Here is a 12,115-nt window from a genome sequence, read left to right on the forward strand (position 1 = left end):
TTGGATAATCAACCTCTGAGAAAGCTTGCCCGGATGCAGCGGTAGCAGATGTAAAAACTAAATCGGCAAGTAGGTAAGTTTCAGCGGTATCAATCGTTTGGTTTCCGAATCCGTCTGCCCGTAGTGTTCAATCAACGCTCGTACGAGATTGTCCAACGTCCACAGTGTGAGCGGCACATTGGCCCGTTCAGCTTCGTAATAAGCGTCCTTACTAAAGCCTCCGGTACTGACATAAAGCCCCCGATCATCCTTATGCCGCCCACCAAGAAAACTGCGGATTTCCTGACTCCCCATTTTCTCTTTTCGATGTTTCACCTCGACGATGATGCGAGGATTTTCAAATCCAAAACCATCTGGCGAGGCGATGATGTCTTTCCCGCGATCCGGACCAGCAGGAGAGACCTGAGTCTTGTAGCCCATCGCCCGCAAAAGGCCTGCAACCAGATGCTGCATCTCATCCCAAGTCAGCGCACTGATCAGATCCTTAATGCGTTCAAACGCCAGGCTTTCTAAGCCGGCTAACGGGTCGCTATCAGGATTGTCTTCTTCAACAGCAGGTAGCGCCGGGAGCTTTGTTCCAGTCGCTTTTGCTTGCAGCTCTTGCAACGCAAAGTCAGGCACGACAAAAACCGTAAGGGTTGAGCCCAAGCTGTTTTTACTGGCAGCGCTGAGGCTATCCCGATCAACCTCTTCGCTTTGCCATTGCACTGGACGAATAAGTGACATGCCTTCATCAGCAAGTTCAGCGCGATATTCGTAGGGGCCAGTGATTTTACCTATGAGGTAAGTCCGGTTTGCTGGCGAATACGTCACAACCCAGTCACCAGGCTGGATTTCGTTGATGAAGCGCCAAACCTGTGAAGCCCCGGATATTGCTGTGCCTACTTTTATATTCGGCTCGATATCTTGGTACAGGCGGGTGATTTCTTTGCGGGTCATACCAGGCTTGGCTATAGCGGCCAAGCGTGACCATCCAATAGCGGCTATTCCCCGGTCACGGAAGTCATCGTACAGTCGGCCAGATTCTCCGCGGATCATCCACATCTTTGCCATTTGAATCCCTTCCTGTTTTATCAGTAGCCCTTAAGATAACACCCACAAAAAAGCCCCAGTCCCTAACGGCCTGAGGCTTTCTCGTTTCTACTATATGGTGCACCAGGCGGGATTCGAACCCACGACCCCTGCCTTCGGAGGGCAGTACTCTATCCAGCTGAGCTACTGGTGCAAGCGGGCGCCATGATACTCATATGCACTGCGGGCGTCCATGCTGCTGAATAGACTGCGGTTTTCGCAACCGTAACAACCGTTTGCTACGTTGATCTGAAAATTTAGGCAAATGCGGCGTTTTCGTTCTTTTTTTCGAACAGGCTATTGTCCTTTACCCCCTTTGATCCTAGGATTCGTTTGAGATTTCAAACGCTCTTGTCTGGGTGCTGAACCGCACGAGTCCACTCCGTGCGCTATTTATGTGCTTCAGCCCGGTGAATGATTTCCCTGACGGCAGCCTACAAGGCGCCTTTCTACAATCATAATTCGCTCCGCGCTGGCCGCGGTGCTGTTAAGGAAAGCCGACATGCAGCTTAAAGACACCCAGTTGTTCCGCCAGCAAGCCTTTATCGATGGCGCTTGGGTTGATGCGGACAATGGTCTGACGATCAAGGTCAACAACCCGGCAACGGGCGAAATTCTGGGCACTGTGCCGAAAATGGGCGCTGCCGAAACCCGCCGTGCAATCGAAGCCGCTGACAAAGCGCTGCCGGCCTGGCGTGCACTGACCGCCAAGGACCGTGCGAACAAGCTGCGTCGCTGGTTTGAACTGATCATCGAAAACCAGGACGACCTCGCTCGCCTGATGACCCTGGAACAGGGCAAGCCATTGGCCGAAGCCAAGGGCGAAATCGTTTACGCCGCTTCGTTTATCGAGTGGTTCGCCGAAGAAGCCAAGCGCATCTACGGTGACGTGATTCCGGGCCATCAGCCAGACAAGCGCCTGATCGTGATCAAGCAGCCTATCGGCGTGACCGCTGCCATCACTCCGTGGAACTTCCCGGCCGCGATGATCACCCGTAAAGCCGGCCCGGCCCTGGCCGCCGGTTGCACCATGGTGCTCAAGCCTGCTTCGCAAACTCCATTCTCCGCATTCGCGTTGGCTGAACTGGCCCAGCGTGCCGGCATTCCTGCCGGTGTGTTCAGCGTTGTGACCGGCAGCGCCGGCGACATCGGCAGCGAGCTGACCAGCAACCCGATCGTGCGCAAACTGTCCTTCACTGGCTCGACCGAAATCGGTCGCCAGCTGATGGCTGAATGCGCCAAGGACATCAAGAAAGTGTCCCTGGAACTGGGCGGCAACGCGCCGTTCATCGTGTTCGACGACGCGGACCTGGATAAGGCCGTCGAAGGCGCGATCATTTCCAAGTACCGCAACAACGGCCAGACCTGCGTCTGCGCCAACCGTCTGTACATTCAGGATTCGGTCTACGACGCGTTCGCCGAGAAGCTGAAAGTGGCTGTGGCCAAACTCAAGATCGGCAACGGTCTGGAAGAAGGCACCACCACTGGCCCGCTGATCGACGAAAAAGCCGTGGCCAAGGTTCAAGAGCACATTGCTGACGCGATCAGTAAAGGCGCAACCGTTCTGGCGGGTGGCAAGGTCATGGAAGGCAACTTCTTTGAGCCGACCATTCTGACCAACGTGCCGAAAAACGCAGCCGTGGCCAAGGAAGAAACCTTCGGTCCATTGGCGCCGCTGTTCCGCTTCAAAGACGAAGCCGAAGTGATCGCGATGTCCAACGACACCGAGTTCGGCCTGGCCTCGTACTTCTATGCCCGCGACCTGGGTCGTGTGTTCCGTGTGGCGGAAGCCCTGGAATACGGCATGGTCGGCGTCAACACCGGGTTGATCTCCAACGAAGTCGCGCCGTTCGGCGGCATCAAGGCGTCGGGCCTGGGCCGTGAAGGCTCCAAGTACGGCATCGAAGATTACCTGGAAATCAAATACCTCTGCCTGGGCATCTAAGCTCGGCAGACGGGAATGCAACAAGCGGAAAGGGCACGAGAGCGCTGTCCCTTTCTGCGCTTCAAACGGAATTTTCTCTGTGGCCGGGAAAGCTGTGGCAGTCGATCATCGCATGCTGCCGTAGTTGCCTCCCCGCCGCATTTTCCTTGAACCACGCCGCCCGATGAGCGGTGAATGAGGACTTTATGAGCAAGACTAACGCATCCCTGATGAAACGCCGCGAAGCCGCTGTACCACGCGGTGTTGGCCAGATTCACCCGATCTTCGCCGAGTCCGCGAAGAACGCCACCGTGACCGACGTTGAAGGTCGCGAGTTCATCGACTTCGCCGGCGGTATCGCCGTGCTGAACACCGGCCACGTGCACCCGAAAATCATCGCCGCCGTAACCGAGCAGCTGAACAAGCTGACCCACACTTGCTTCCAGGTACTGGCTTACGAGCCGTACGTAGAAGTGTGCGAAAAAATCAACGCCAAGGTGCCGGGTGATTTCGACAAGAAAACCCTGTTGGTGACCACAGGCTCCGAAGCCGTGGAAAACTCGATCAAGATCGCCCGTGCCGCCACTGGCCGTGCCGGCGTGATCGCGTTCACCGGCGCTTACCACGGTCGCACCATGATGACCCTGGGCCTGACCGGTAAAGTCGTGCCTTACTCGGCCGGCATGGGCCTGATGCCAGGCGGCATCTTCCGCGCGCTGTACCCGAACGAACTGCACGGTGTGAGCATCGACGACTCGATCGCCAGCATCGAACGCATCTTCAAGAACGACGCCGAGCCGCGTGACATCGCTGCCATCATCATTGAGCCGGTTCAGGGCGAAGGCGGTTTCTACGTCGCGCCTAAAGAGTTCATGAAGCGCCTGCGCGCTCTGTGCGACCAGCACGGCATTCTGCTGATCGCTGACGAAGTGCAAACTGGCGCTGGCCGTACCGGCACGTTCTTCGCCATGGAACAGATGGGCGTTGCTGCCGACCTGACCACCTTCGCCAAATCCATCGCTGGCGGCTTCCCGTTGGCCGGTGTGTGCGGCAAGGCCGAATACATGGACGCCATTGCTCCAGGCGGCTTGGGCGGCACCTACGCCGGTAGCCCGATCGCTTGCGCCGCGGCCCTGGCCGTGATGGAAGTGTTCGAAGAAGAGCACCTGCTGGATCGCTGCAAGGCGGTCGGCGAGCGTCTGGTGACTGGCCTCAAAGCCATCCAGGCGAAATACCCGGTGATCGGCGAAGTCCGTGCCCTGGGCGCGATGATTGCGGTCGAGCTGTTCGTCGACGGCGACAGCCACAAGCCGAATGCTGCCGCGGTCGCATCGGTGGTGGCCAAGGCTCGCGACAAAGGCCTGATCCTGCTGTCTTGCGGCACTTACGGCAACGTTCTGCGCGTCCTGGTACCGCTGACTTCGCCGGATGAGCAATTGGACAAAGGTCTGGCGATCATCGAAGAGTGCTTCTCGGAACTCTGATCTAAGATGCTCAGATGAATGTGTGAGCTGATAGACAAAAAACCCGCTTCGGCGGGTTTTTTTGTCCCCGAAAACAAGTCGCACCATTCCAAATGACCCGCATTGACTAAGGTACAAGCATCGCAAAGGGAGTGTGTAGATGACTGCTGTGGTTTTACCCGCTGTACCCCGTGTGCTGATTGCCGAGGCTGACCCTTGGTCTCGGGACCTGCTCAAGCAAGTGTTGTTGAGTGTGCGGTGCGACGCACGGCTGGATTTGTGCGCCGATGGCCAGCAGGCGCTGGAGCTGTTGGCGGAACACCCTTACGACCTGGTGATCGTTGACTGGGCATTGCCTGGCATCGATGGCCTGAACGTCTTGCGCCACGTCCGTCAGCGCAAACGCAATCCGCCGCTGCCTTTCATTCTGATGAGCAGCCGCAATGACAGTGCCAGCGTGCGCGAAGCCTTGCCCTTGGCGCCCACGGCATACCTGACCAAACCCCTGAACATGGAAAGCCTGACCCAGCGTCTGCAGGATCTGCTGCTGAACGCCGGTGAAGAGGTTTACTGTGCAATGCCGACGTTGGCGGCCGGCATGACCTTGTCGGTGTACCTGGAGCGCCGTCGTGAACTGGCGGAGGGTGCGCCGCTGATGGCCGATGTGCAGGTGGCGGTCAACGCCAGCCTGAATACCCGCGGACTTGACCTGGTGCGGCTGGAAGAGGAAATCCGCACCGACCCGCACATCACCGCAGTGCTGATCGCGGCGTCTAACAGCGCAGCACTGCATGTTGGCGATTCGGTCCAGACACTGGCCCAGGCGCTGCACCGGCTGGGCTCCGCGCAAAGCATGAACCTGATCCTCGGGTTGGCGCTCAAGCGCAGCGCCCGGCTCAGCGATCCGTTCCTGGCGGACTATGCCGAGCGTTTCTGGGACTTGTCGCTGCACACCGCTGAATACGCTCGCACGCTGGCGCGCTTGCTGGACCTGGATCAGGAGCGCTGTTATTGCGCGGGCATGCTGCATTGCCTTGGCGACCTGGCGTTGCTGCTGTGTTTGCAGGAATGGAAGCAGGCCGGTGGCGAGCTGGATGAATGGGAGGAGGTGGGCAATGCCTTGGCCGAGTTCGGCGCAGCCTACGGTTCTGCGTTGCGGACGCGCTGGCGGCTGCCGCTGGAGCTGCGAGAGCTGATTGCTGCGGCCTACCAGCTCGGTGGCGGGGTTTACTCCCGCGAAGCGCTGGTGATGAACATGGCCGCGCAACTGGCGCGCCTGACCGAGCATGAGGGCATTGAGGCATTGGCCAAGAGCCGGACGGCGCGGTTGCTCAAGATCGGGTTGCCGGAATTGATGCGCTTGCGCAAAAAGTAATCAGTACACATATCCCCCTGTGGGAGCGGGCTTGCTCGCGAAGGCGGTGTGTCAGGCGACGTAAATGTTGACTGATACACCGCTTTCGCGAGCAAGCCCGCTCCCACATTGGTGTTGTGTTGCGCCTGAGGCCGGCGTCAGCCTGAGATGATTCGGTTTTTACCCTGCCGCTTGGCTTCATACATCGCGGCATCCGCGCGGGCGAACACGCTGTCGAGGGAATCGTCCTGCGCAGTCAGGCTGGTCAAGCCCTGGCTGACGGTGATGCCGAACGTCTGGTCGTCATGGCTGAAGCTCAATTGCTGAATCTGCCGTTGCAGTCGCTCGGCGACTTGCATGGCCATGTCCGGAGCGCATCCCGGGAACACTGCGGCGAATTCCTCGCCACCGATCCTTCCGAACACGTCGCCCCGGCGTAACGCGGCACGACCGCTCTCGGCGATTCGTTGCAGCACGTTGTCGCCGGCCTGATGGCCGTAAGTGTCGTTGACCACTTTGAAGTCATCGATGTCCAGCAACAGGAACGCCATCGGTGCGCCTTGCTTGCGCGCCTGGGCAAACTCGCGCTGGGCGCATTCGAAGAAGTGTCGGCGATTGCTGCTTTGCGTCAGCACATCGGTGGTCGCCAGGCGCTGCAGCTCGGCCTCCATCCGTTTCTTTTCGGTGATGTCTTCGGCAATGCCGACAATGATCACCGGTTGCCCCGGCTCGGCCTGGCGGTTGATGAAGCATTTGTCGCTGAGCCAGCGCACCTGGCCGTCGGCGGCGATGATGCGGTACTCGCGGTCTTCAACGGCACCTTTGACCAGGACTTCGGCCAGGCTGCGCTCGGCGTAATCCAGGTCATCGGGGAAAATGCTGTCGCGCCATTCGTTGTAGTCGGACAGCAACAGGCCTGCCGAACGGCCAAAAATCCGTTCATAGGCCGGGCTGACGTAGAGCACCTGGCGGGTTTCCCAATTGAATGCCCAAAGCACCGCATTAACGCTCACCAGCAGGGAGCTGAACAACTGTTCGCGCTCGCTCAGGCGCGCCACTTCGCCTTGGGCATGCATGAGTGCCATCAGCGTTTGGGCAGCGTCGGGTAGCTGAGGAAGGGATGAGTCTTGTGGGTTTTTGGAGACCATCGGGACAAATCTCAAAGGGCGTACGCCGCTCGAGTTTCGAAAGCGGCTACAGCAAAGCCCGCCGGGCGGCGAAGTGTCTTTGAGATAAGGGATTTGGGGATTGGTTCCCGGCCTTGTTGGCGAGGGAGCTGGCTCCCGCCGGGCGGTATAAGCGACGCGTTTATTCAGTTAAAACGCGTCGTCAGGTCTGGCTGCTGCTGCGCAGCCGAGCGGGAGCAAGCTCCCTCGCCACAGGCAAGCCCCTTTCCAGAGGCAGGCTTGTGGCGACAGGTCAGACAGCAGCAGGGCGCAGGGAGTAGGTTTTCAGTTGGTCGGCGAAGTCGCGCAGGGATTGAATCCCGCTGGCTTCCGCTTCGTGAACCCAATCCTTGATGGCGGCCAGCATGTCGTGACCATTTGTGCTGGTCTTGACCCAGATCTGCTGCAGGGCCAGGCGTTTCTCGTAAATTACCTTCAGGGCCTGGCTGTGCTCGAGCATGGTCTGGATGCGCAAATGGTGCTTGTCGTCCAGCAGGCTGGTTTCCCGCGAGAGCAGACGTTTGGCCCGGTGGAACTGGTGACGGACCGAGTGATCGACCTTTTCCAGCTCTTGCTTGACCAGCGGCGCGATCACCAATTTGCGGTACTGGGCCATGATCTGGAAGCGGTTGTTGAGGATCGCCATGGCGGTGTCCATGTCCAGGTTGCCTTTGCCTTCGACGCGGTGGGCGATCGGCGCAACTCGCTGGACCTTGGCCAGACGGAAGAAACTGAAAACCTGGATCCAGGCCCAACCGAGGTCGAACTCCCACTTTTTCACCGACAATTTTGCCGAGTTCGGGTAGGTGTGATGGTTGTTGTGCAGTTCTTCGCCGCCGATCAGGATGCCCCAAGGCACCAGATTGGTCGCCGCATCGCGGCATTCGAAGTTGCGGTAACCGATGGCATGGCCCAAGCCATTGACCACGCCGGCGGCCCACACCGGGATCCACATCATCTGGATGGCCCAGATGGTGATGCCGATGGTGCCGAACAGCAGCAGGTCGATAACCGCCATGATCCCCACGCCCAGCAGCGGGAAGCGGCTGTACAGGTTGCGCTCGATCCAGTCTTCAGGGCAGTTCTTGCCGTAGATGCGCAGGGTCTCCGGGTTTTCCGCTTCGGTGCGGTACAGCTCGGCACCTTTGCGCAGAACGGTGGACAGGCCCTTGATGACCGGGCTATGCGGGTCATCGACGGTTTCACATTTGGCGTGATGCTTGCGGTGGATAGCGGTCCACTCGCGGGTGTTCTGCGCCGTGGTCAGCCACAGCCAGAAGCGGAAGAAATGTTTCAGGCCAGCATTGAGCTCAAGCGAGCGATGGGCTGAATAACGATGCAGATAGACCGTGACGCCGACGATCGTCACGTGGGTCATCAGCAGGGTGACTGCCACCAGTGACCAGGGCGACAAGCCGAGAAAACCTTCGTACCACATAGGCTATAGGGCCCTCGATAAATAAAAAAACAGCCGTTGCATTATCACTAAGCCCACAGATAAAACCAGTCACCCTTTCAGATAAGAGTGGCTGGATGTTTCTTTAACCTATAATCCCCTCCTTTTCGCAGGGACAAGGACGGCCGATGTCTGCCACCTATCGCGACGCGTTGCGTGCAGCGCTGCTTTATCTGCTGCTCTCCATAGTCTGGCTGCAGTTCAGTGGCTATTTATTGAACAGTTTCTTCGATAACTCCGCCGAGTTACTGCGATGGCAACTGATCAACGGTTACGTCTGGGTCGCGTTTAGTGCCGGACTGATTTTCATCGCCCGAGCGCGATTGCTCCGGTGCCTGGGGATCGGCGCCACGTTGCGTGAGCGGCATGACGACCGCGAGCGTTTGCGTCAAGCGGCAGCGGTATTTGATTGCACGCGTGAAGGCGTGCTGGTTACCGATAGCAACGGGTTGATCGTCCACGTCAACCGGGCGTTCATCCAAATAACCGGCTACTCGCTTGAGGAAGTGTTGGGTCAGCGGCCAAGCCTGTTCAAGTCGGGCCATCATCCAGCGGATTTTTACCAGGCGATGTTCGCGACACTCAACAGCATCGGCGAGTGGAGCGGGGAAATCTGGAACCGCCGCAAAAGTGGTGAGATCTATCCGCAATGGCAGACGATCCGCGTCATTCACGACGATCAGGGCCAGGTCAGCCACTACGTCGCCGTGTTTTCCGATATCAGCGCGATAAAGAACTCCGAACATGAGCTCAAGCACCTGGCTCATCACGACCCGCTGACGGATTTGCCTAACCGCTTGTTATTCACCGACCGCACTGAGCAGGCACTAACGTCGGCACAACTCCACAAGCGTGGCTGTGCGCTGCTGATGATCGATCTGGATCATTTCAAGATGATCAACGACAGCCTCGGGCACACGATCGGTGACGAACTGCTTAAAGCCGTGGCCGAGCGTTTGCAGGCCATGCTCGGCCCGGAGCTTACGTTGGCGCGGCTGGGTGGCGATGAGTTCGCGGTACTCGCCGAAATCTGTCCGCAGTTGATGCAGGCTGCAGCGCTGGCGCAACGGATCATTGATGGCCTCAAAGAGCCGTTCCTGATCGGCGGGCATCAACTGTTCATCAATACCAGCATCGGTATCAGCCTGTTCCCCGGCGACGCCTTGAGCGCCGAACAGCTCTTGCGCAACGCTGACTCTGCGCTGTTCAAGGCCAAAAGCGCCGGTCGCGATGGCTACGCCCTGTATACCGAAGAGCTGACAGCCCATGCCCAGAATCGGGTCGAGACGGCCGTTGAACTACGCCGGGCGCTGGAGCAGCAGGAGCTGCGCGTTTTTTACCAGCCGGTTCACGACCTCAAGACCCGTCGCCTGATCGGCGTCGAAGCGCTGGTGCGTTGGCAGCATCCGCAGCGCGGACTGGTGTCGCCGGCAGAATTCATCCCCATCGCCGAACGCACCGGGCTGATCGCCGAGATCGATGCCTGGGTTATGCGCCAGGCATGTCAGCAAATGTGTTTGTGGCAGCAGGCAGGCGTGGCGTTGTCGTTTGTCGCGGTGAATGTCTCGTCTCGATTGTTCGCTCGCCGTGAGCTCTTTCAGCAAGTCGCGAAAGTGCTGCACGAAACCGGACTGGATCCGGTGTATCTGGAATTGGAAGTCACCGAGAGCGCAGTGATGGAAGATCCGGAAGTGGCGTTGGAGCAGATGCATCGACTGCGAGAGCTGGGTGTACGGCTGGCCATCGATGATTTCGGCACGGGCTATTCGTCGCTGCTGCGGCTCAAGCGTTTGCCGGTGCAGAAGCTCAAGATCGATCAGGGTTTTGTCGCCGGTCTTCCTTGGGATGAGGATGACGCGGCGATCGTACGCGTGATCATCGCGCTGGCGCAAAGCATGGGGATGCAGGTGCATGCCGAAGGGATCGAGCAGGTCGAGCAGGCGCGTTTCCTGCTCGAGCAGGATTGCGATCTGGGGCAGGGCTACTGGTTTGGGCGACCGGTTCCGGCCGAGCAGCTGGAGTGGGCGCGCGCGCCTGAAATTCGCTAAAACCAAAAAGATCGCAGCCTCGTTTTACTCGACAGCTCCTACATGGAAATGCGTATCCCTGTAGGAGCTGTCGAGTGAAACGAGGCTGCGATCTTTTGATTTTCAAGCGGCAAAAGCTCGCAAACCCTTGTCCTGCCAGATAATCGTTTCTGGTTATATAAACATTCTTAAATAGTCTTTTTAAGAATATCAGCACGTCTCTACTATTGCTCTCACGCCGCAAGCAGTGCCGCCACTGCCAGGCAACCTCTCAGTTGAAGGAGCAGCACCATGAGCGCATCCCTACGTAGCGTTGACGGTCAAGACGAAGCCACCATCTTGCGTGAGATCCAGAGCGCACTGCGCGATCTGCGTTTTGGCGCCGTGGAAATCACCGTGCACAACGCCCAGGTGGTCCAGATCGAACGCAAAGAGAAATTCCGTTTGCAGAACCCGAGTAACAAACCGAGCTAAAAAACCGGCAACCGCTTCCAGCACCCCATAAAAAAAGCCAATACACCGAGAATTCCAGGAGCTTTCACCATGTCGTCGATTCGTCATTTCGCTTTGGCCGCTTTGGCCAGTGCCCTTTTTGCTGGTTCCGCGGTTGCCAAGGATTACGAGCTGCTCAACGTGTCGTATGACCCGACTCGCGAGCTGTATCAGGACTACAACGCTGAGTTCGTCAACTTCTGGAAGAAGGACCACGCTGGCGACAACGTGAAAATCCAGCAGTCCCACGGTGGTTCGGGCAAGCAAGGCCGGGCGGTGATCGACGGTCTGCGGGCCGACGTGGTGACCCTGGCCCTGGCCGGTGATATCGACGAAATCGCCAAACTCGGCAAGACCCTGCCGGCGGACTGGCAGAAGCGTCTTCCTGAGGCGAGCACGCCTTACACCTCGACCATCGTGTTCCTGGTGCGCAAGGGCAACCCTAAAGGCATCAAGGACTGGGGCGATCTGGTCAAGAATGACGTGTCGGTGATCACGCCGAATCCGAAAACCTCCGGCGGTGCACGCTGGAACTTCCTCGCGGCCTGGGCCTATGGCCTGAAAGCCAACGGCGGTGACGAAGCCAAGGCCAAGGAATACGTGCAGACCCTGTTCAAACACGTTCCGGTTCTGGACACCGGCGCTCGCGGTTCGACTATCACCTTCGTCAACAACGGTCAGGGCGACGTGTTGCTGGCCTGGGAAAACGAAGCGTTCCTGGCGCTGAAAGAAGACGGCGGTGCTGACAAGTTCGAAATCGTCGTGCCTTCGCTGTCGATTCTTGCCGAACCTCCAGTTGCCGTGGTCGACAAAAACGCCGAGAAAAAGGGCAACGAGCAGATCGCCGAAGCGTACCTCAAGCACCTGTACAGCCCGGCCGGCCAGGAAATTGCGGCGAAAAACTTCTATCGTCCACGTGACAAGGATGTGGCCGCCAAGTACAGCAAGCAGTTCCCGACCCTGGACCTGGTGACCATCGACAAGGACTTCGGTGGCTGGAAATCCGCTCAACCGAAATTCTTCAATGACGGCGGTGTGTTCGACCAGATCTATCAGGCGCAGTAACCTGACTTAAGCCACACCACGAGCCTTATGCTTGGGCGCGTACTTTGTGGGAGCGGGCTTGCTCGCGAAGGCGGAGTGTCAGACGACGTAAATGTTG

The 12,115-nt window shown here is 58.3% G+C and carries 9 protein-coding genes and 1 tRNA gene; 6 read left to right on the forward strand and 4 right to left on the reverse strand.

Annotated elements, in window-relative coordinates:
• Positions 1–57: 57 nt before the first annotated feature.
• A complete protein-coding gene (locus ACA049_RS00900; RefSeq protein ID WP_497332403.1) occupies positions 58–1,053 on the reverse strand; it encodes a restriction endonuclease in 996 nt (331 codons plus the stop codon).
• Positions 1,054–1,148: 95 nt separating this feature from the next.
• Positions 1,149–1,225 (reverse strand) — tRNA-Arg (locus ACA049_RS00905).
• 348 nt (positions 1,226–1,573) lie between these two features.
• On the opposite strand from ACA049_RS00905, the gene gabD reads away from it, so the two are divergent.
• The 3 genes from gabD to ACA049_RS00920 all read left to right on the forward strand — a co-directional run bounded on the left by gabD (position 1,574) and on the right by ACA049_RS00920 (position 5,833).
• Positions 1,574–3,016, forward strand: coding sequence for an NADP-dependent succinate-semialdehyde dehydrogenase (gabD, locus tag ACA049_RS00910; protein WP_010464868.1), 1,443 nt, complete (start codon positions 1,574–1,576; stop codon positions 3,014–3,016).
• Between the two features lie 185 nt (positions 3,017–3,201).
• Positions 3,202–4,479 carry a 4-aminobutyrate--2-oxoglutarate transaminase gene (gabT, locus tag ACA049_RS00915; protein WP_253434668.1) on the forward strand — a complete coding sequence of 426 codons (1,278 nt, stop codon included), beginning with the start codon at positions 3,202–3,204 and terminating at the stop codon, positions 4,477–4,479.
• Between the two features lie 139 nt (positions 4,480–4,618).
• The gene (locus ACA049_RS00920) at positions 4,619–5,833 is read left to right on the forward strand and encodes an HDOD domain-containing protein (RefSeq protein ID WP_497332405.1); all 1,215 of its coding nucleotides are present in this window, start codon (positions 4,619–4,621) and stop codon (positions 5,831–5,833) included.
• A 137-nt stretch (positions 5,834–5,970) separates the two neighbouring features.
• Here the strand turns inward: ACA049_RS00920 and ACA049_RS00925 are convergent, their stop codons facing one another.
• Together ACA049_RS00925 and desA are read right to left on the reverse strand one after the other, a co-directional pair.
• Entirely contained in the window at positions 5,971–6,960 is a 990-nt protein-coding gene (locus ACA049_RS00925) for a GGDEF domain-containing protein (protein ID WP_497332407.1), read from the reverse strand.
• Positions 6,961–7,231: 271 nt separating this feature from the next.
• Entirely contained in the window at positions 7,232–8,416 is a 1,185-nt protein-coding gene (desA, locus tag ACA049_RS00930) for a delta-9 fatty acid desaturase DesA (RefSeq protein ID WP_497332409.1), read from the reverse strand.
• A 146-nt stretch (positions 8,417–8,562) separates the two neighbouring features.
• Here desA and dibA point away from each other — a divergent pair, with 146 nt between their 5' ends.
• From dibA to ACA049_RS00945, 3 genes are all read left to right on the forward strand, one after another.
• Entirely contained in the window at positions 8,563–10,482 is a 1,920-nt protein-coding gene (gene dibA, locus ACA049_RS00935) for a phosphodiesterase DibA (RefSeq protein ID WP_497332411.1), read from the forward strand.
• 270 nt (positions 10,483–10,752) lie between these two features.
• On the forward strand, positions 10,753–10,935 hold the full coding sequence (oscA, locus tag ACA049_RS00940; protein ID WP_007945260.1) for a sulfur starvation response protein OscA: 183 nt from the start codon (positions 10,753–10,755) through the stop codon (positions 10,933–10,935).
• Between the two features lie 69 nt (positions 10,936–11,004).
• Positions 11,005–12,018, forward strand: a complete 1,014-nt coding sequence (locus ACA049_RS00945; RefSeq protein ID WP_131060523.1) for a sulfate ABC transporter substrate-binding protein — start codon at positions 11,005–11,007, stop codon at positions 12,016–12,018.
• Positions 12,019–12,115: the final 97 nt, after the last annotated feature.

The sequence above is a fragment of the Pseudomonas sp. LBUM1662 genome (genome assembly GCF_059695915.1).